Genomic DNA, 18,124 nt, shown 5'->3' on the forward strand with positions numbered 1-18,124 from the left:
ACGTCCATTTGCTTGTCAACTTTCCACCCAAAGTGGCGGTATCCAAGCTGGTGAATAGTTTGAAGGGGGTATCCAGCCGGCGGATGAAGTTACTACACCCTGAACCGGTGCAGCCCGCCTACCGGAAGAACTCGCTGTGGAGTCCAAGCTACTTTGCGGGAAGTGTCGGAGGCGCCCCCCCTGAGCATGGTCAAGCAGTATATTGAGCAATAATCGAGGCCGGACTAGGGGCGCTCTCGCGCCCCTCGCTATCCATCCTCGCACTAGAAGTACGAGGTTTTTCGCGATGTTCGATAACCGCCCCGTCACGGGGAGGGCGCGGGGTCCAGACGGTAGCCAAAACCGCGCTGGGTCGTGATCAATGACTCCCCGGCACCATGTACGTCCAGTTTACTACGCAGCCGCCGGATATAGACATTGACGATATTGGTCAGCGGGTCTTCGTGGGCACCCCAGACACTGGCCAGGATGCGCTCTCGGCTGTACAGCTTGCCGGGCGTACTCATCAGCAGTTCGAGGATCGCCAGCTCCTTGGGTGTCAGCTCGATCCGCTGGCCGCCCCGGGTCACGCTACGCTGCTCACGATTCAGGCACAGGTCGCCCACCCGCAGCTCGTTCACTTCCTGGCTGGCCGGGTGGCCCCAGGAACGGCGCTGCAGGGCGGCAATGCGCGCCAGCAGCTCCTCGAAGGCAAACGGCTTGACCAGATAGTCGTCGGCCCCGGACTCCAGGCCCGAGACACGATCCTCAATGCTGTCCAGCGCGGTCAGCATCAGAATGGGGAACGCCACCCCCGCCGTGCGCAAGCTGCGACAGATATCGGTGCCGGTGATGTCCGGCAGCAGCCGATCCAGAATCACCACCGGCTGCCGATCGGGCTCCCGTGCACACTGCACGAGGTGCAGCAGCGCCACCTGCCCTTCACTGAAAGCCTCCACCTGGTAGCCTTCGGCCGTCAGGCCTCTGCTCAAGAAATCGCGAATCCTGGGGTCATCTTCGATGACGACTATGTGCATCCTGATTACCTCATGACGCTCAGCGCGGGGCCCGCCTGGGCGTGCACCGGCAGCTGCAGCAGCGCCTCACAGCCGCCTTCAGGGGCGGCCCTCAGGCTGAGCGTACCTCCATGTAAACGCGTCAGCAGCATGGCAACAGTTTATCAAAGGTCGCCAGCGCCGCCTGGCGCTCCTCGACCAGCGCAGCCGTCAGCTCACTGGAGGGCTGCATCCTGGCCGCCAGGCGGTCGCTGTTGACATGCAAACGTTCAAGATGGGTGTGCATCTCGTGAAGAATGAAATCGCGCTCTTGCACGTCGGCTGGCTGGCCGCCCTGTTGAGCGTTGGCCAGCCAGGTACGCAGCTGGTTCTTGCTGTCGGAAAACGCCAGAAAACCCGCGTGAAGGTCACTGGAAAGCCTGCCCAGCTCTACCTTCTGCCGAGCGCCGTCGATGGCCCACACGGCCACGCCGCCCTGAGCGAGGGTCAGCATGATCAACACCAACAGTGCCACCAGCAGGCGACGCTGAAACATCGGCAGCTCTCCTGAAAACCGCTTTCCGCAGCGCTTTTTCGACCCCCAGGATCAGAAAAACAGACGCTTCAATGCAAGGCCCGGGTCCTCTTCACGCATGAAGGCTTCCCCTACCAGAAAACCGTTGACGTCGTGATCACGCATGCGCTCCACATCGTCACGGGTATGAATCCCCGATTCGGTGATCACGGTGACGCTGTGCGGAATGCGCGTCAGCAGGTCCAGTGTGGTATCCAGGCGGGTATCGAAGGTATGCAGGTTGCGGTTATTGATGCCGACCAGCTTGAGATTCAGCGCCAGAGCACGCTCGAGTTCATCGGCATCGTGCACTTCGACCAGCACGTCCATGCCCATGGCGTTGGCCTGCTGATGCAGGTCCCGAAGCTTCGCATCGTCCAGCGCCGCCACGATCAGCAGGATACAGTCTGCGCCAATGGCTCGCGCTTCCGTCACCTGATAGCCGTGGGTAATGAAGTCCTTGCGAATGACCGGCAGTTCGCAGGCATCCCGCGCGGCGATCAGATAATCTTCGTGGCCCTGAAAAAAGTCGGCATCCGTGAGCACCGACAGACAAGCGGCGCCGCCCTGGGCATAGCTGCGGGCTATGTCGGCAGGGTGGAACTTCTCGCGCATGACTCCCTTGGAGGGGGACGCCTTCTTCACTTCGGCAATCACCGCAGGATCACCCACCTGGATGCGCTGGTTCAACGCCTCGATGAAGCCGCGCGGCGCGCTCTGCTGACCCGCCAGTGCCAACAGGTCCTGTTCGGAAACCGCCTGCTCGCGCTCGGCGACCTCCTGGTCCTTGCGAGCCAGAATGCGCGTGAGAATGGTGGGAGTAGCCTGCTCTGTCATGGCGTTGATCATCCTTTGAAAACACTGGTGAAGTGCGAAAGCTCTCTGAGCTTTTCGAGGGGCAATTTGGAGGCCTGCGCATCCTGGGCCACCATCACGCCCTCTTTCAAGCTGTCGGCTATGCCGGCACAGTAGAGCGCGGCACCGGCGTTCAGGGCCACGATATCTGCCGCGGCGCCTTCGCCACTCAGGGATGCCTTTACTAACCGCAGGCTATCTTCGGCACTGGTGGCTTTCAGCGCCGCCAGGCTCTGGCGCTCGATGCCCAGCGCTTCGGGGGCAATGGTGTAGCGGGTGATCTCACCCTCTTTCAGCTCGGCCACCTGGGTGGGGGCTGCCAGGGAAATTTCGTCCAGGCCATCATCGGAGTGGACGACCATCACGTGGCGACTGCCCAGTTTGCGTAGCACTTCGGCCATCAGCGGCACCAGTTCGGCGGAATACACGCCCAGCACCTGATTGGGCGCACCGGCCGGGTTGGTCAACGGGCCAAGAATATTGAACAGCGTGCGCACGCCCATTTCACGACGCGGCCCAATCGCATAGCGCATGGCCGGATGGTGGTTGGGGGCAAACATGAAGCCGACCCCCACCTGCTCGATACAGCGCGCCACTTGTTCCGGCTTCAAATCAAGGTAGATGCCCGCGATATCAAACAGGTCCGCACTGCCAGATGACGAGGAAACGCTGCGATTACCGTGCTTGGCCACATGGGCACCGGCTGCCGCCGCCACAAAACTGGCCGCCGTGGAGACATTGAACAGATTGGCGCCATCACCACCGGTGCCGACGATATCCACCACGTTATCAGCATGCAGCGTGACGCGCTTCATCAGGTCGCGCATCACCTGGGCGGCGGCGCTGATCTCCTCGGCGCTCTCACCCTTCATGGCCAGCCCTACCAACAAGCCGCCAATTTGTGCATCGGAGGCCTCGCCGGTCATGATCTGGCGCATCAACGCGTGCATGGCATCGAAAGAGAGGTCTTCGCGGCGCATCACCGCGTTAATTGCGTCTCGCATTTGCATGAGCAGATAAGCCCCTAAAGCGTATGAATTTGGCGATCAGCCGCGTCGCAAGAAATTGGCCAATAACGCATGGCCCTGGCGCGTGAGTATCGACTCCGGATGAAACTGCACGCCCTCGACGTCCAGGGTACGGTGACGAAACCCCATGATGAGCCCCGGCGTCACGTCACTCTCTGCGGTCCAGGCGGTGACTTCCAGGCAGTCGGGCAAGCGGTGCTGGTCGACCACCAGCGAGTGGTAGCGCGTGACTTCCAGCGGATTTTCCAGACCGTCAAACACCCCGGCTCCACCATGTACCACCGCAGACGTCTTGCCGTGCATCACCTGAGGAGCGCGCACCACCTTGCCACCGTATACCTGCCCGATGGCCTGATGACCCAGACAAACCCCCAGAATGGGCAGTCGGCCCGCGAAGTGTTCGATGGCAGCCAGCGAGACGCCCGCCTCATTCGGGGTACATGGCCCCGGCGAAATCACCAGATGGGTAGGTGCCAGCGCTTCCATCTGCGCCAAGGTGATCTCATCGTTGCGGTAGGTCATCACCTCGGCATTCAGCTCCCCCAGGTACTGGACGATGTTGAAGGTGAAGCTATCGTAATTATCGACCATTAAGACTTTATTCATGACAACCCTTTAATTTTCTGATGAATTTTGCCATGAAAGCCTGCCTGTTATACACGCCATTATACACATCGAACGTGGAGTTCAGTGGAACGTGGGCCATCGGACACCCCTGAGGGCAGGTTGAAACAGAACACATCACGCCATACTCTTGCAACGTACATAGCAAGGGGCTGAAGTGGCAAAGGGGCGACAAGTAAACTCTAGCGGGCACCGGCAACAGCACGATGCGCAATAGTGAGGGAGGTCAAGGTCATCCGGCAATCTCCTTGGGTCCTGGAGCCGCCGTGACAGAAAGCTATCTACAGAGCCTTGCCTAGCGGTACGACGGCAAGGTACGGGGCGAGGCCGCAACGATACGCCGCTTCCTATTGGAAGCGCCACCACTGCTGAGCAACATTGACCGATGCGGTACGGGCCATGGCAGATCGAAATTCATTCAATTGATTATAAGAGCTGTGCAGGCACCAAGGCTCCCAAAGCACCCTCAGGCTTTCATGATAACACAGCCCCTCGGCCCCTCGTCCACTACTTGCCCACAGAACCGCCAATCCGTATTATCGCACTCTCCTCAGGCTATGTCCCTTCTGCGGTACCCACAGGCCCTCACCGAGCGGCAAGCGGAGTGCTCCCAATGACATAACCAGCTGATTAGCACGCCTGCCCCCACCTGTGCATGTCCGTGCTTTACGAACATAATGAAGGGCTCGGTTTCACCTTTACGCTCGGTCTGAGTAGCCTTGAGGTCAACAAAGTATATATAGGACCGAAGTACTCCCTCGCCCACTGCAAATCTAACCTTGAGATAGTCAACTCAAGAAGATCCGTTGTCATGTTGCTCTATCAGAAAGCTGAGAAGGCCTAACCGGCTTAACCTCCCGGACAAAACCAATCGAAACGGTATGGATGCAGCGCCAATGCAAGGCCAATTAGACCATCCATAAAACACCAGACACCAAATGGGTCTTGATTAAGGAACCAAGGCGTAGGACGCTGATCGTTGAGCACAGACCAACTAGGTGAAAGTCGAGGTCAATGCGGTGTTTCGCGGCATCGTGCTACCCGTCGAAAGCAATCCACTGAGCGCCCAGACCAGTGATCTGTTCAGCGTCGAGTTCGAAGCGCCGACTTTAACCGCCTGAGAATCAGCTAGCCGAATGCGGCTGCTCGGCGCCACCCCTGATGGAGAGCGATTGCAAGCCACTCTTGGCTAGGCGCGACACAGGCCTCTTCAAACAGCTCGCAGACGTTTGACCGGGAATGAGACGAAAGGCTTAATTTCCTTGAGCACGAACATGCTCTGCATTTCCTTGATGCCAGGCAGCTGCCGAACACTGGACATCGCAAAATCAGCGAATGAATCCAGGTCAGAAGCCACCACCTGCAGCAGGAAATCGGCGTCACCACCGATGCTGTAGCACGCAACGACATCCTCAAGTTGCATGACTTCCTGCTCGAACTTCCTAGCCTCAGATTCACTGTGGCGGTCGATTTTGATCCGTATGAAAACCATGACCCCAAGCCCGATCTTTCGGCGATCCAAGACTGCACGGTAGCCCTGAATGTAGTTTTGATCTTCCAAATGCTTCACTCGACGCCAGCACGGAGATGCAGACATGCCGATCTGATCGGCCAGCATTTGGTTGGTGATCCTGCCATCTTGCTGCAGCGCGGTCAGAATTTTGACATCTGTCAGACTTAACGCTTGATCGGTCATATTTTTCACTCATCAGCGAATTTCTGGTAAATCCTACCATTCCTGATATGACTTGCAACAAGAATAGAAAGCACTTTTCCGACCCTATCAATTAACATTTTAATCCAGTTGCATAAGACTAAATAACTGCCATGCTGCACTGAGTGCTAAGCACTTTATTTTAAATACCAAGTTGATCGGAAAATTAGATAATCGCGTTTACTAGGCGAGACATGAGGATGAGAAATGATTTTCCACCTAGTGGCTTTTAAGCTTAATAGCTCTTTACAGTGGTGTGACAAAGAGGTCATCGAGGCAGAGGCAGCGACTCGCGAACATCCAAAACATATTAGCGAAATACGTGGTTGGCTTTGCGCCCGGAATATAAGTCCACGCGAACAAGCCATGGACTTCGTTGTAATGGGACTATTTGAAAACCAGGAAGACCTTTCTGCATATTTAATCCACCCCAATCATCAACAGGGCGTCCAAAAGTGGAAGAAAATTGCCAACTGGAAAGTGGTTGATATTGAGCTCGGCAGCGACACAACAAGGTTCTTTGGGTTATTGAACGCTCTGGTTGGCGTCAGCGGGAAACTCGTGCAGAGCTGATTTTTAAAAAAGGAGAAGCCAATGAATTTTGATGCAGCCACCCACAAGTGCGTCATCGTAGTCGACAAGGAGCTGGGGCTAGGGCATGCGGCTAATGCTGTTAGCGTCATAGGTGTCAGCATGGGACGCTCGGTAGAAAACCTGGTAGGGCCAGACATGCGAAGTCAGGATAACGTGAATTACCCCGGCGTCATCTACACCCCCTTGCCAATACTGCTCTCCAGCAAAGAAAAGCTGCGCGAAATACTTGTAAAAACACTGGAGGAGGATGAGATTCACAACATCCCGTTCAGTGCCCTGGCGCAATCCTGTAGAACCTATCAAGAGTACGAAGAGCGCATGTCAGCAGCCGATAGCTCTTCCATTGAACTGGTCGCCATTGGACTGGTCGGCTCCAAAAAAAAGATCACCAAGCTAACTGGCAGTCTTCCGCTATTCAAGTAACAAGGGGGCCTCAATGTACGCCTTATTCAAGCCTGATCTTCTGAAGCTGGCTCATACTGTTTATCATCAACACGAGCTATTTGAGAATGGCAAAGTCTCCGCTGACGAGTTAAACAGCATCCAACTTGAGCGGCTTAAAAGCACGCTTCGCTATGTCAGGGAATATGCGCCTTTTTATCGTACTGCACTGTCCGCCATGTCTGATTCAGACATAGATGATCTGAACTGGGATGCATTTCGTAAATTGCCATTCACTACGAAGAGTGATTTGCGCACAGCCGGGCATGAGATGGCTGCTGCGCCGCTGACTGAAGCCTGGATCTACTATGAGACTACGGGCACCACTGGCGCAGCCACCCCATGTCCTCGCAACGAGCAGGACTCCATCTTCAACAACAGCCCGCTGATACTCCGTTATGGCGAGATTTTCCGCGCCCACGGTTCTCAGCATATTATCGGTGTAATGGGGCCTACGGAACTGCATTCGACTGGAGATACTTTCGAGGATGTGTGTCGCAGCTTGGGCCACACTGTCGTGAAAATGTGGCCGCGCTCACCCACTGTAGGGCTGGACCGGGCCGTGACGCTGATCAGGGAACTGAAGATCACCGCGCTAGTCTGCACACCAGCCATTGCCATCAGCCTAGCCAAACATCTGCTCCAAAGAGATTGCCAACCTTCCCACTTGGGCGTGAAGCTGATTTTTACCCTAGGCGAGCTCACTACGCCTGCCCTGCTGCGAAATATCGGTGAGGTTTGGGGTAGTACCATCTACAACTGCATGTATGCGTCACAGGAGTCATCAATCCTTGCAGTGAGCAACATTCAAGGAAACCTCTGCACGGTTCCCTTAAATATTGTTTATGAAGTGATAGATCCGCTGACGGGGCAAGTCTTGGAACCCGAGGACGACAGAATGACAGGCGAACTGGTCATCACCCACCTCTATCCAGGGCAGAAGCCACTGATCCGCTATCGCACTGGCGATATGGTCAGAGCCCAAGTGCTGAATACGGGCCAGTGGCACATCATTCCTATCGGCCGGGTCAGAGACACCTTGATAATCAATGGCAGCACCCACTGCGCCTACGACATCGAAGCCACACTGCTCGAGAATCTCAAAGGCTGCTTAGATTACCATATCCTAGTGGAGGCCGTTGCAGGCGCCGACCAACTGAGCGTCACGCTGGAATTAGAGAGCAGCAGCGCTACCCTGAACAACCTGCAGTTCATTGCCAGCTCCATGGCGGAAAAGCTTAATACTCGCGTTCGCATCGCGGTCGGTTCGACTGATGCCGTGACGGGTACTGCGGCAATGGTTAGCTGGAAAGCCGCCAGACTCCATGACAAGCGTCAAGGCAGTGATAACCAGGAGCGCGAAACCGCATTGAAAATTGCAACGTGGAGGGCCTGACCATGGCGGATTCGCTTGGCACCGTCTCGACTGTGCCGCGCAAACCTCACCCTTGGGTATATCTAGATGGAGAGATAGTGCCAGCTGCAGAAGCCCTAGTCCCAACAACGACCCAAGCCTTCAATTATGGCACTGCCGTTTTCGAAGGCATCCGTGCCTATGCTTCCGGCAATGGTCAACTGAATGTCTTCCGGCTGGACGACCACCTTAAGCGACTAGAGCACTCGGCCAAATTTTTGCAGTTGGAAGGCCTGCCGCCACGCCCGGAGATGAGAGCAATCATTCTCGATCTGCTGCAACGCAACCAAGCATCAACCGATAGCTACATTAGACCTTTGGCCTACAAGAAAACGTTGCTTCCTGGATTCAGCTTCGGCGTCAAGCTCGCTGGGGTCAGCACAGGTCTGGCAATCAACACCCTTGACATGGGAGCCTACATGCCAGCAAACGGCATCCATTGCGCCGTTTCAAGTTGGCGGCGTATTCCCGACTCGTCACTCCCCGCGCGGGCCAAAATCACTGGCAGCTACGCCAATTCGGCGCTAGCTATGGAATCGGCGCAGCGCATTGGGTGCGATGACGCTTTGATGCTGAATGTGCATGGCAACTTGGCCGAATCGACCTCTTCCAACGTCTTCATCGTCAAAGGTGGCCACCTCATTACTCCGCCTTTGAGTGCCCACATTCTTGAGGGCATTACACGCGATACCGTCATCAAGCTGGCCAGAGATGAACTGGGGATGGAGGTTATCGAGAGGGATGTTCCTTTTTCAGAGTTGTTCTCAGTCGAAGAATGCTTTCTGTCTGGCACCGGCGTCGAGATCGTGCCAGTAACTCAAATCGACCACTACAAGCTGCAAGAAAGTGGCGTCGGAAAAGTTAGTACCGCAATCAGAAGACTCTACTTGGAGAGCGTGAGAGGCCTGAATGCCAAATACGCTCATTGGCTGACCCCTATATTTAACTGATTCCATTGGAGACTTGTGGCTATGGACAACAGCTTACTGAACCTAGGTATTGGGGACTGGCACGACGTCATCATTCACACCCTAGGCCCCAGCGGAACCAGCAGTGAAGCCGCCGCCGGATTCTTTGCAAAATGGCTTGAGCAACGACACCCCGAATCATGCGTTCGGATCAAACTTAACGATTCCTATGAGAATGCCTGCTCCTCCATGGAGAAGGAAACACCAGCAGTGCTGATCGTGGCTAACGCCTATCCAGAGATACATAACTTCTATATGGAGCCACGCTTGAATCTAGTCGCTACCTTTGTTTTCGACACCCCTTTGTACGGACTAGCGAGCAAGGGGCCACTGACGACCAGCAAGCCAACCATCGCAACCCACCCGGCACCGCGGCTCCTGATAGAAGAATTACTACCTCGGGGGCTTGAGATAGATTCCGTGATTCTCACACTTTCCACCAGTGCCGCCGCTGCGGCGGCGGCCAGAAGCGAAGTGGATGTTGCTCTGACCACTGAGGTGGCGGCCAAAATCCATGATTTGCATTTCATCTCCAACACCCGTCCGATCCGAATGCTCTGGTCTGTCTTTACTCACACGCACTGGAGTGCACGTCTCGCTGAAACCGACCCGTTCAGGCTGAGCGTGGAGCTTGCCCTTTAATTGAACTACCAATGCACAAACGAGGTCATGATGTCTATTTTGAAGCGACACACAATCGATTCGGCACCGGAGAAAAGCAAAGCGTTACTCCAAAACTCAATCGACAGCTTTGGCTGGATTCCCAACCAGAGTGCATATATGGCCGAATCACCAGCACTATTGGCAGCCTACCAGCAAGCACACGACCTGTTCATCGACAGCTCGTTGGACGAAGCAGAAAAGGCCGTTGTATGGATAACCTGCGGTGTCGAAAATAACTGCACCTACACGGTTCAGGCACATGCCTTCATCGCTTTGTCCAAAGGCGTTGATGCCCGTGTGGTCGAAGCTGCTGCGCACGATCCAGATAACCTTGATGACCGGCTGCGGGCCTTGTACAACTTCACACAGGAAGTTATTCATTGCGGCGGCCGCTTGAAAAGACAGGAAATTGAGGCTGTCCTGCATGCCGGTTTCAGCAAACAAAACATGTTGGACGTGATTCTGGGCGTTTCGCAGAAACACATGTCGACCATCCTGAACAGCATCGCCATCACGGAGGTCGATCATCGCTTCAAGTGGGAGGCATTTCTAGGGATCAAACAGACGGACGAGGCTTGAACTATGCTTCACGTGGATGGCCACTCAGTCAGGAAACTCTTGGACTTTCAACTAGGCCTGATTCTCAGCGAGGAAGCATTCAGGCTGCACTCCTCAAATCAGGTACAGCAGCCGCTACGCACAATCATCCGTGGAAACGACAACGATCTGATGGGTGTTATGCCAGCCTATATCAAGTCCGGCCCCTACAAAGGCTTTGGCTTGAAATCGGTGGTGGTCAGGCTTGGGGCCAAGAAGCTTGGTCCGTCTCATACGGGGAGCGTCTTGATCTATGACGAGGCCGGGACATCCCCAGTCGTTGCGGTCGATGCAGGGGCGATCACCGAAATCCGCACGGCTGCAGCTTCGGCATACGCAACAGACCTACTTGCCGCGCCCAATGCAAGCCGCCTGGCCATTCTGGGTACAGGCCTACAGGCCCGCGCCCATCTCATGGCAATGCAGGCCGTCAGACCGGTCAAACAGCTTTCCATATGGGGGCGCACCGAAACAGCCCGGCAAGAGTTTGCCGCCTGGAGCCAGCGCTTCTGCAACTTCCCGATCTCAACCCACCCAACAGTAACCGAGGCAGTGCATGGCAGCGACATCATATGTACCACCACAGCCGCGCGCTCGCCTATTCTGAGCCGGGCCGCAGTGCCCGCACGCTGCCATATCAACGCCATTGGCTCTTCTGCTCTCGGTTTTCAAGAGTTGCACGAAGATGTGTATGAACACAGCGCCTTGTTCACGGACTGCAATCGTTCGGTACTTGCCTCAGCCGAGTGCGTGATCAAGGCTGTCCAGAAAGGCCTGTTGCCCTCGCAAAAGGTCGGCACAGAAATCGGTAACCTGCATGCCGGTCTCACACCACTGCATGAACAGCGCTTGAGCATCTTCAAGTCGGTTGGACTGGCGGTGCAGGACTTGGTTTTTTCCCGCGAGGCCATCAGACGGTGGCGCTCTACACGCTGTTGACAAAATAACCACTTCATCAGGACCGAGACATGCTCGATGTAACGCAAATATTTTCCTATTCGATGGCACTAGGGATTGCCGCTGCCATCCCCGGCCCTGGCTTGGCCGCTCTCGTCGCCCGTAGCGTCAGTGGCGGTACCTTGCCGGGTTTTTGCCTGCTGCTCGGCTTGATAGTTGGTGACCTGATCTATTTGTCTTTCGCGGTCTTTGGGCTGGCGATGGTCGTGGAACACTTCAACGCACTGTTCGAGGTGGTTCGCTGGGGGGCGGCATTGTATCTGTGCTACCTGGCCTGGCAGTTCTGGTTCACCAATCATCAAACGATAGAAGAGGGCAAGTCAGCGAAGAAACGGGAACTGTTGTCGGCGGCATTGTCTGGACTGACCATAACGCTGGGCAACCCGAAGACCATCGCTTTTTACCTGGCGATCCTTCCATTGGTCATCAACTTAGAGGCGGTCTCGTTACAAACTTGGGTAATGATGTTGGTGCCGCTAACCGTTCTGGTATTACTGAGCGTTGGCGCGCTGTTCATTGTGACGGCTGTGCGTATGCGGCACCTGCTGTCCAGCCCGCGCGCGCAGCAACATCTGTTCCGCGGGGCGGCAACGATCATGGTGGCGGCGGCAGCTTCTATGCTGCGTCGTTAAGATGGTATACATCGTGCTTGCGATGCATCGCTTTGCGAAAAGACTCCAAGCACATACCTGTTTCGAACATAGGTGCCAGTCATTGCGGATGCACGCTCGCCACCAACCTGATTGATCTCGGCACGCAGGTGCTTATTTCTAATCATTCTGAACACTGCAACACTTGATCTCTTTACAAACCATACAGGCTGCGCGCCACGGGTGCGATGGAGCACGCCTCGCCGTTTCGTGGCGGGTCACTGCCAAGGGTAATGACCGTGGTCGCCACATAGACCTCAATCAACGCCGATACCATGCTGCCGTCGTATTGGATGGCTGACGCCACGCAGGCCGCCATGATTGATACCGACGAGTCGCGCAATATACACCGGACTATAAGCAAATTTCCTGCCCCCCTGCGCAAGGTAGCAGCGGTGCTGCTGAGCATCCGGGACAGGCGCTTAACCTGGCAGCGTTCAGAGGGGAGGAGTTGCTACACCAGCGCGGTGTCGCGTTCCAGTGTCGCAAAGCACAGCAACGCGAACTGCCGACGGGAGAGCAATATGCGCTGCCAGATGGGTTCAGCAGACTCCGGCGGCAGCGAGAGATCACCAGCACAGGCACTGACGGTTCCGACTGCGCCATTGTTCCACTTACTCCGTGACACTCATAAAGCTATTCTGCTCAGGGTGATAACCCAACCCAAGGCCTCCTTGCAGAGGCAATCAGCGACTAATGCAGTAACGCCTTGGTTCGTTTTTACACAAGAGGGCGTTCTTCAGTTTCGGACTTGAACACAATGGCCATTGGCGTCAAGCGTAGGGATAAAGAAGCACTGGTCACTATGCAGTGTCAGAGGTGTTTGAAACGCCTGGGACCTGTCAACAACACGTTCGCAAAGGCCAGGAGCAGAGCGCCAAATTCGCGTTATCGTTTTTTATACAGCAAAGAGGTTAAATCAGAGTGAGGTAATCATTCGACGAATAGGCGGGGCATCGTTCATCGACTACCCTGCATAGGAAGTGGCCGACACTGGCAACACTGCCCAACACTCTTTATGATCTGCTGTTTTTTTACGGGTTAGGAGCGTGACATGGATAGGCGATTCCCTGGGACGATCACGCTGTTGCTCTTGGCACTGCTTGCTGCCCCTCCCGCCTTCGCGACCGCCACCATCAACGTGATTGCATCGTTCTCGATCATCGAGGACCTGGTGAAACGCGTGGCAGGCAGTGACGTGCGCATTGTGACCATCGTACCACCCGGTGAGGATGTTCACCGCTGGGAACTGACGCCCCCCAACGTGCTGGCCCTGGAAGAGGCCGATATCGTGTTTTACAACGGCTATGGCCTGGAGCCCTGGCTGCGCCATGTACAGGCCATGGCGGATGACACACTGACACTGACTGCTCTGGCGGAAAACGCGGCCATGTCGCCGCTGACCATTCCCATGGGCCAGTACAAGGGCAACCCCGACCCGCATATGTGGATGGACCCCAAGGGCGCTGCCGCCTACCTCGATGTGATTGCCGAGACGCTGAGCGAACGCTACCCGAGCAAGGCCGACGCCTTCCAGCAACGCGCCGTTGAAGCCAGGGAAGCCCTGCTGGCGCTGGACCAGCAGGTGCGAGAGCGGCTGCAGGGCATCCCGCAGACCAACCACACCCTCATCACCAGCGAAGCCTCGATGGGCTACTTTGCCCGCGCCTACGAGTTCGAGTACAGCGCCATCTGGGGCCTCAATAGCGAAACCCAGGGCAGCGCATCGGCCATGGAGGCGATGAGCATACAGCTCGCCGAGCAGCGTCCGCCTGCGCTCTTTTATGAAAGCACGGTGCCCGACATTCACATGGACGCCTTGGCGAGAGAGTCAGGCCTGGCCCTGGCAGGCCCGCTCTACATCGATACGCTCAGCGAGGCCGATGGCCCTGCCTACAATTACCCTGCCTTGCTGCTGCACAACGCCGAGCTGCTGCATGAGGCGCTGGGGGGCGCCCGCGCCGATCACTGACACCTAAGCGTCAGAGCCGATCAGCTCAGCCAAGGACTCGATCAGCACATCCGGCTGGCTCTGTTCGATAGGGTCGCCGTGATTGTAGCCGTAAGGCAGCGCCACCGTGGCAAAACCCGCTGCCTTGCCCGCCTCGATATCGTGGCGTGAGTCTCCGACCATCACGCAGGCACTCGGCGCAACGTCCAACAAACGTGCGATATGTAGCAGCGGTGCGGGGCTGGGCTTTTTCTCTGGCAGCGAGTCGCCACCCACGCAGTGGGCAAACAGCGCCAGCAGTTCGAAATGCTCCAGAATGGGCGCAATGAAGCGCTCGGGCTTGTTGGTAATGAGTGCCAGCGTGAAGCCTGCGTCATGCAACTGCTGCAGCGCTTGCGCCACGTGCGGGTACAGCACGGTGCGTGCGTTGGGCGCCGCCGCATAATGGCGCATGAACGCCGCCAGCGCAGCCTCGACAAGCCCCGGCTCCGGCGCTGACGAAGTCGCCCAACTGAGTGCGCGCTCCACCAACACCTGTGCACCGTTGCCTACCCAGTGGCGCACCTGCTGCTCATCGGGCAGCGGCAGCGCCATCTCCCGCATGGATTGCTGTACGGCCACGGCCAGGTCGGGCACGGAATCGATCAAGGTGCCATCGAGGTCGAAGGCGATCAGTTGCTTCTGCTGCAGAATGGTATGCACACGGGCTCCTTGGTCATGGCACTGGACGCGATAATCTCGATCAATTTTATCATCTTATCGGCCTGCGATTACCCATACCGCGTGGAAGCTTCTATGCTGAGGCTATATTAGCCAAGGAGAGAGTAATGGCCACTCCCCGAATCGTGATTGTGGGCGGCGGCGCCGGAGGCTTGGCCCTCGCCACCAAGCTGGGGCACACGCTGGGCAAGAAAAAACGCGCCGAGATCGTGCTGCTGGACCGTAACGCTACCCATGTCTGGAAACCGCTGCTCCATGAGCTGGCTACCGGCGTGTTGAACTCGAGCATGGACGAAGTGGACTATCGTGGCCACTCCACCGCCCATCACTACCGCTACCAGCGGGGCTCGCTGAGCGGGCTGGATCGTGAACAGAAGGTGATTCACCTGGCGGCCATCGTCGATGAAGAGGGCGAAGAAGTGCTGCCCGCTCGGCAGATCACCTATGACTACCTGGTGCTGGCACTGGGCAGCGTTTCCAACGACTTTGGCACTCAGGGCGTGGCCGAGCATTGCCACTTCATCGATTCGCCCCAACAGGCCAAGGCGTTCCAACGGGACATGATCAACACCTTCCTGCGTTACACCGACCCATCGCTGCGCCAACATACCCAGCTCACCATCGGTATCGTCGGCGGTGGCGCCACAGGGGTAGAGCTGTCGGCGGAGCTGCTGGATGCCTCACGTCTGTTGAACGCCTACGGGGTGACGGCGGTGGACCACCAATCCATCAGCGTACACTTGATCGAGGCCGCGCCGCGCCTGCTGCCGGGTTTGTCCGAACGCATCAGCGGCACCGTACAGCAGGAGCTGGAAAGCCTTGGCGTCACCGTGCACGTCAACACGGCCATTCAGGAAGCGAAGGAGTATCATCTGGTCACCAATGATGGCGAAGTCATCGATACCGACCTGAACGTCTGGGCCGCGGGCATCAAGGCGCCCGAGTTCCTCAGCGAGCTGGGGCTCACTACCAACAAGCGCCATCAGGTCGCCGTGCACCAAACCCTGCAAAGCGTCGATGACCCTGCCATTTTTGCCCTGGGCGACTGCGCCAGCTGCCCACAAGGCGAGGATGCCACCGTGCCGCCCCGTGCCCAGGCCGCCCATCAGCAGGCCAAGGTACTGGCGAAGAACCTGATCAATTGCCTGGAACAGAAACCCCTGGCCGCGTTTCACTACCGTGACCACGGCTCACTGGTATCGCTGGCACGCTACGATGCGGTGGGCAACCTGATGCGCAGCTCCGCTTCTCGCGGGCTGTTTCTGGAGGGCTGGCTGGCGCGCCAAGCGTATGCTTCCTTGTATCGTATGCATCAGCTGTCGATACATGGCGCGCCAAAGACGGGTCTTGCCTGGCTGGTAGATAAACTGAACCGCTACCTCAAGCCACGCATGAAGTTACATTGAGCGCCTGCCTCGATCAGCGGACGCTGGCCAACGCAGCTCGCATCTGCTGAATGACGCTATCGTATCCGTGGGGGTCGCTGGCTTGGTGCGCATTGAAAATGGCCGAGCCAGCCACGAACGTATCGGCACCGGCAGCGGCAATCTCGGCGATGTTATCCACCTTGACGCCCCCATCGATCTCGAGCCGGATCGGCAAGCCCGAAGCATCGATCCGCGCCCGCGCCTCGCGCAGCTTGTCGAGGGTCGTCGGGATGAACGACTGCCCACCAAAGCCCGGGTTGACGCTCATCAGCAGCACCATATCCACTTTGTCCATCACGTAATCGAGATAGGAAAGCGGCGTTGCCGGGTTGAAAACCAGCCCGGCCTTGCAGCCGCCATCGCGGATCAGCTGCAAAGAGCGATCGATATGCTCGGAGGCTTCGGGGTGAAAGGTGATGTAGCTCGCGCCTGCGTCGATGAAATCACCGATCATGCGATCCACCGGCTTGACCATCAGGTGCACATCGATGGGCGCGGTCACGCCATGCTGGCGCAGCGCCTTGCAGACCATTGGGCCAATGGTCAGGTTGGGCACGTAGTGGTTGTCCATGACATCGAAGTGCACCACGTCTGCACCGGCGGCCAGAACGTTGTCTACCTCTTCCCCCAAACGGGCGAAGTTGGCCGACAAAATGGAAGGGGCAATCAAGAAATCCTGGGCAGTGCTCATCATGGGGTCCTTAGCGCGGATTAACGGTATCGCGCTATCTTACCAGAGCGCTGCGCCCAGCCCCACGCAAGGATGAAGCCCTTGAGCGGCATGAAAGGCATGTATCATTGCCTAACCTTCCTCATATATTCACAAATAGAATATAAAACACAATTGTAATTCCACAATGACAGGTTTAACCTTAGCACCATCGCGACTATGTCGCCCCCTGCTATCAGGAGCCTGCCATGACACGCCATACTCTACTTCGCACCAGCCTGCTTCGTAATGGATTGCGCCGCAGCCTGCTCGCCGCTGCCGTCGGCACCGCCGTTGCCGGCATGACGCTCTCCACCAGCGCCGTGGCCCAGGAGCGTGAGCTGCTCAACTCTTCCTACGATATCGCCCGTGAGCTTTTTTCGGCCATCAACCCTGAGTTCCAGGCCTGGTGGCAGGAAGAGCACGGCGAAGAGATCGGTATCAGCCAGTCTCACGGCGGCTCCTCGGCTCAGGCACGGGCCATTCTGCAAGGCCTGCGCGCCGATGTAGTGACCTATAACCAGGTCACCGACGTTCAAGCGCTGGCGGATGCAGGCCTGGTCGCGGAAGATTGGCAGCAGGCGTTCGACAACAATGCGTCACCCTACTATTCCACCACCGCGTTCCTGGTGCGCAAGGGCAACCCCAAGGGCATCGAGAGCTGGGACGACCTGGTACAGGAAGACGTCCGCATGGTCTTCCCGAACCCGAAAACCTCCGGCAATGGCCGCTACACCTATTTGGCCGCCTGGGGCTTCGCCGATCAGGCTTTCGACGGTGACGACGAGCAGATTCAGGACTTCATGCGCACCTTCCTGCGCAACGTCGCGGTATTTGACACCGGCGGTCGTGGTGCCACTACCAGCTTCATCGAACGCGGCATTGGCGATGTGCTGATCAGCTTCGAGTCCGAAGTCAACAATATCCGCACCGAATACGGCAGCGACGATTATGAAGTGATCGTGCCGCCGGTCAGCATCCTGGCCGAATTCCCGGTCGCCGTGGTCGGCCCTAACGCCGAGCGCAACGGCAATAGCGATCTGGCCCAGAGCTACCTTGAGTACCTCTATAGCGAAGAGGCTCAGCGCCTGCTGGCAGGCTTCAACTACCGTGTGCATAACGAGACCGTGGTGGCCGAGTTTGCCGACCAGTTCCCCGAGACCGAACTGCTTCAGGTCGAAGACGTGTTTGGTAGCTGGGAAGAAGCCATGGAAGCCCATTTCGAAGGCGGCGCACTGCTCGATCAACTGCAACGTCGTTAACG

21 protein-coding genes and 1 pseudogene are annotated in these 18,124 nt (G+C 57.0%); 13 read left to right on the plus strand and 9 right to left on the minus strand.

Annotated elements, in window-relative coordinates; genetic code table 11:
- Positions 1–213, plus strand: a pseudogene (gene tnpA, locus IE061_RS00005) (IS200/IS605 family transposase); the annotation flags it as partial.
- Between the two features lie 92 nt (positions 214–305).
- On the opposite strand, the gene IE061_RS00010 reads toward tnpA, so the two are convergent.
- From IE061_RS00010 to IE061_RS00030, 5 genes are all read right to left on the minus strand, one after another.
- Positions 306–1,016 (minus strand): response regulator transcription factor, encoded by a 711-nt coding sequence (locus IE061_RS00010; RefSeq protein WP_016914377.1) that lies wholly within the window; start codon positions 1,014–1,016, stop codon positions 306–308.
- A gap of 121 nt (positions 1,017–1,137) precedes the next feature.
- Positions 1,138–1,530 (minus strand): hypothetical protein, encoded by a 393-nt coding sequence (locus tag IE061_RS00015; protein WP_016914379.1) that lies wholly within the window; start codon positions 1,528–1,530, stop codon positions 1,138–1,140.
- Positions 1,531–1,581: 51 nt separating this feature from the next.
- On the minus strand, positions 1,582–2,385 hold the full coding sequence (gene trpC / locus IE061_RS00020) for an indole-3-glycerol phosphate synthase TrpC (RefSeq protein ID WP_189463340.1): 804 nt from the start codon (positions 2,383–2,385) through the stop codon (positions 1,582–1,584).
- Between the two features lie 8 nt (positions 2,386–2,393).
- Positions 2,394–3,413 carry an anthranilate phosphoribosyltransferase gene (gene trpD, locus IE061_RS00025; RefSeq protein ID WP_026001760.1) on the minus strand — a complete coding sequence of 340 codons (1,020 nt, stop codon included), beginning with the start codon at positions 3,411–3,413 and terminating at the stop codon, positions 2,394–2,396.
- Between the two features lie 36 nt (positions 3,414–3,449).
- Positions 3,450–4,037 carry an anthranilate synthase component II gene (locus IE061_RS00030; RefSeq protein WP_040460858.1) on the minus strand — a complete coding sequence of 196 codons (588 nt, stop codon included), beginning with the start codon at positions 4,035–4,037 and terminating at the stop codon, positions 3,450–3,452.
- 1,016 nt (positions 4,038–5,053) lie between these two features.
- Here IE061_RS00030 and IE061_RS18160 point away from each other — a divergent pair.
- Complete coding sequence (locus tag IE061_RS18160) at positions 5,054–5,176, plus strand: hypothetical protein (protein WP_016914383.1); 123 nt, start codon at positions 5,054–5,056, stop codon at positions 5,174–5,176.
- An 89-nt stretch (positions 5,177–5,265) separates the two neighbouring features.
- Here the strand turns inward: IE061_RS18160 and IE061_RS00040 are convergent, their stop codons facing one another.
- Positions 5,266–5,751 carry an Lrp/AsnC family transcriptional regulator gene (locus tag IE061_RS00040; RefSeq protein ID WP_016914384.1) on the minus strand — a complete coding sequence of 162 codons (486 nt, stop codon included), beginning with the start codon at positions 5,749–5,751 and terminating at the stop codon, positions 5,266–5,268.
- Positions 5,752–5,976: 225 nt separating this feature from the next.
- On the opposite strand from IE061_RS00040, the gene IE061_RS00045 reads away from it, so the two are divergent.
- Genes IE061_RS00045 through IE061_RS00080 form a run of 8 tightly spaced genes read left to right on the plus strand, consistent with a single transcriptional unit; the run spans position 5,977 to position 12,035 of the window.
- Entirely contained in the window at positions 5,977–6,342 is a 366-nt protein-coding gene (locus IE061_RS00045; protein ID WP_016914385.1) for a Dabb family protein, read from the plus strand.
- A gap of 21 nt (positions 6,343–6,363) precedes the next feature.
- Entirely contained in the window at positions 6,364–6,786 is a 423-nt protein-coding gene (locus tag IE061_RS00050) for a DUF2000 domain-containing protein (protein ID WP_016914386.1), read from the plus strand.
- Positions 6,787–6,799: 13 nt separating this feature from the next.
- The gene (locus tag IE061_RS00055) at positions 6,800–8,200 is read left to right on the plus strand and encodes a phenylacetate--CoA ligase family protein (protein WP_016914387.1); all 1,401 of its coding nucleotides are present in this window, start codon (positions 6,800–6,802) and stop codon (positions 8,198–8,200) included.
- Positions 8,201–8,202: 2 nt separating this feature from the next.
- Complete coding sequence (locus IE061_RS00060; RefSeq protein ID WP_050980294.1) at positions 8,203–9,168, plus strand: branched-chain amino acid transaminase; 966 nt, start codon at positions 8,203–8,205, stop codon at positions 9,166–9,168.
- Positions 9,169–9,189: 21 nt separating this feature from the next.
- The gene (locus IE061_RS00065; protein WP_016914389.1) at positions 9,190–9,828 is read left to right on the plus strand and encodes a hypothetical protein; all 639 of its coding nucleotides are present in this window, start codon (positions 9,190–9,192) and stop codon (positions 9,826–9,828) included.
- 30 nt (positions 9,829–9,858) lie between these two features.
- Positions 9,859–10,428, plus strand: a complete 570-nt coding sequence (locus IE061_RS00070) for a carboxymuconolactone decarboxylase family protein (RefSeq protein WP_016914390.1) — start codon at positions 9,859–9,861, stop codon at positions 10,426–10,428.
- A gap of 39 nt (positions 10,429–10,467) precedes the next feature.
- Entirely contained in the window at positions 10,468–11,385 is a 918-nt protein-coding gene (locus IE061_RS00075) for an ornithine cyclodeaminase family protein (protein WP_198517601.1), read from the plus strand.
- Between the two features lie 29 nt (positions 11,386–11,414).
- Positions 11,415–12,035 (plus strand): LysE family translocator, encoded by a 621-nt coding sequence (locus IE061_RS00080; RefSeq protein ID WP_016914392.1) that lies wholly within the window; start codon positions 11,415–11,417, stop codon positions 12,033–12,035.
- Positions 12,036–12,207: 172 nt separating this feature from the next.
- On the opposite strand, the gene IE061_RS00085 is transcribed toward IE061_RS00080, so the two are convergent.
- Positions 12,208–12,360 (minus strand): hypothetical protein, encoded by a 153-nt coding sequence (locus IE061_RS00085; RefSeq protein ID WP_156808482.1) that lies wholly within the window; start codon positions 12,358–12,360, stop codon positions 12,208–12,210.
- A gap of 747 nt (positions 12,361–13,107) precedes the next feature.
- Between IE061_RS00085 and IE061_RS00090 the strand changes: the two genes are divergently transcribed.
- Positions 13,108–14,025: a metal ABC transporter solute-binding protein, Zn/Mn family gene (locus IE061_RS00090; protein WP_193460659.1), complete on the plus strand. Its 918-nt coding sequence runs from the start codon at positions 13,108–13,110 to the stop codon at positions 14,023–14,025.
- Between the two features lie 3 nt (positions 14,026–14,028).
- Here IE061_RS00090 and IE061_RS00095 read toward each other — a convergent pair whose 3' ends face one another.
- The gene (locus IE061_RS00095) at positions 14,029–14,706 is read right to left on the minus strand and encodes a phosphoglycolate phosphatase (protein WP_039180995.1); all 678 of its coding nucleotides are present in this window, start codon (positions 14,704–14,706) and stop codon (positions 14,029–14,031) included.
- A 125-nt stretch (positions 14,707–14,831) separates the two neighbouring features.
- Here IE061_RS00095 and IE061_RS00100 point away from each other — a divergent pair, with 125 nt between their 5' ends.
- Positions 14,832–16,130 (plus strand): NAD(P)/FAD-dependent oxidoreductase, encoded by a 1,299-nt coding sequence (locus tag IE061_RS00100; protein ID WP_039180998.1) that lies wholly within the window; start codon positions 14,832–14,834, stop codon positions 16,128–16,130.
- Between the two features lie 13 nt (positions 16,131–16,143).
- On the opposite strand, the gene rpe is transcribed toward IE061_RS00100, so the two are convergent.
- Positions 16,144–16,842: a ribulose-phosphate 3-epimerase gene (gene rpe / locus IE061_RS00105; protein ID WP_039181002.1), complete on the minus strand. Its 699-nt coding sequence runs from the start codon at positions 16,840–16,842 to the stop codon at positions 16,144–16,146.
- Positions 16,843–17,069: 227 nt separating this feature from the next.
- Here rpe and cysP point away from each other — a divergent pair, with 227 nt between their 5' ends.
- Positions 17,070–18,122 (plus strand): thiosulfate ABC transporter substrate-binding protein CysP, encoded by a 1,053-nt coding sequence (cysP, locus tag IE061_RS00110; RefSeq protein WP_052196450.1) that lies wholly within the window; start codon positions 17,070–17,072, stop codon positions 18,120–18,122.
- The last annotated feature ends 2 nt before the right edge of the window (positions 18,123–18,124 follow it).

The sequence above is a fragment of the Vreelandella hamiltonii genome (assembly GCF_014651795.1).
GTDB lineage: Bacteria > Pseudomonadota > Gammaproteobacteria > Pseudomonadales > Halomonadaceae > Vreelandella > Vreelandella hamiltonii.

What these genes read in the sequence shown, in the direction of transcription:
- cysP (WP_052196450.1), top strand. Translation starts at nt 17,070, where the DNA reads ATGACACGCCATACTCTACTTCGCACCAGCCTGCTTCGTAATGGATTG.
- IE061_RS00100 (WP_039180998.1), top strand. Translation starts at nt 14,832, where the DNA reads ATGGCCACTCCCCGAATCGTGATTGTGGGCGGCGGCGCCGGAGGCTTG.
- IE061_RS00065 (WP_016914389.1), top strand. Translation starts at nt 9,190, where the DNA reads ATGGACAACAGCTTACTGAACCTAGGTATTGGGGACTGGCACGACGTC.
- IE061_RS00010 (WP_016914377.1), bottom strand. Translation starts at nt 1,016, where the DNA reads ATGCACATAGTCGTCATCGAAGATGACCCCAGGATTCGCGATTTCTTG.
- IE061_RS00080 (WP_016914392.1), top strand. Translation starts at nt 11,415, where the DNA reads ATGCTCGATGTAACGCAAATATTTTCCTATTCGATGGCACTAGGGATT.
- trpC (WP_189463340.1), bottom strand. Translation starts at nt 2,385, where the DNA reads ATGACAGAGCAGGCTACTCCCACCATTCTCACGCGCATTCTGGCTCGC.
- IE061_RS00040 (WP_016914384.1), bottom strand. Translation starts at nt 5,751, where the DNA reads ATGACCGATCAAGCGTTAAGTCTGACAGATGTCAAAATTCTGACCGCG.
- IE061_RS00045 (WP_016914385.1), top strand. Translation starts at nt 5,977, where the DNA reads ATGATTTTCCACCTAGTGGCTTTTAAGCTTAATAGCTCTTTACAGTGG.
- IE061_RS00030 (WP_040460858.1), bottom strand. Translation starts at nt 4,037, where the DNA reads ATGAATAAAGTCTTAATGGTCGATAATTACGATAGCTTCACCTTCAAC.
- IE061_RS00060 (WP_050980294.1), top strand. Translation starts at nt 8,203, where the DNA reads ATGGCGGATTCGCTTGGCACCGTCTCGACTGTGCCGCGCAAACCTCAC.
- IE061_RS00070 (WP_016914390.1), top strand. Translation starts at nt 9,859, where the DNA reads ATGTCTATTTTGAAGCGACACACAATCGATTCGGCACCGGAGAAAAGC.
- rpe (WP_039181002.1), bottom strand. Translation starts at nt 16,842, where the DNA reads ATGAGCACTGCCCAGGATTTCTTGATTGCCCCTTCCATTTTGTCGGCC.
- trpD (WP_026001760.1), bottom strand. Translation starts at nt 3,413, where the DNA reads ATGCAAATGCGAGACGCAATTAACGCGGTGATGCGCCGCGAAGACCTC.
- IE061_RS00050 (WP_016914386.1), top strand. Translation starts at nt 6,364, where the DNA reads ATGAATTTTGATGCAGCCACCCACAAGTGCGTCATCGTAGTCGACAAG.
- IE061_RS00015 (WP_016914379.1), bottom strand. Translation starts at nt 1,530, where the DNA reads ATGTTTCAGCGTCGCCTGCTGGTGGCACTGTTGGTGTTGATCATGCTG.
- IE061_RS00090 (WP_193460659.1), top strand. Translation starts at nt 13,108, where the DNA reads ATGGATAGGCGATTCCCTGGGACGATCACGCTGTTGCTCTTGGCACTG.
- IE061_RS00055 (WP_016914387.1), top strand. Translation starts at nt 6,800, where the DNA reads ATGTACGCCTTATTCAAGCCTGATCTTCTGAAGCTGGCTCATACTGTT.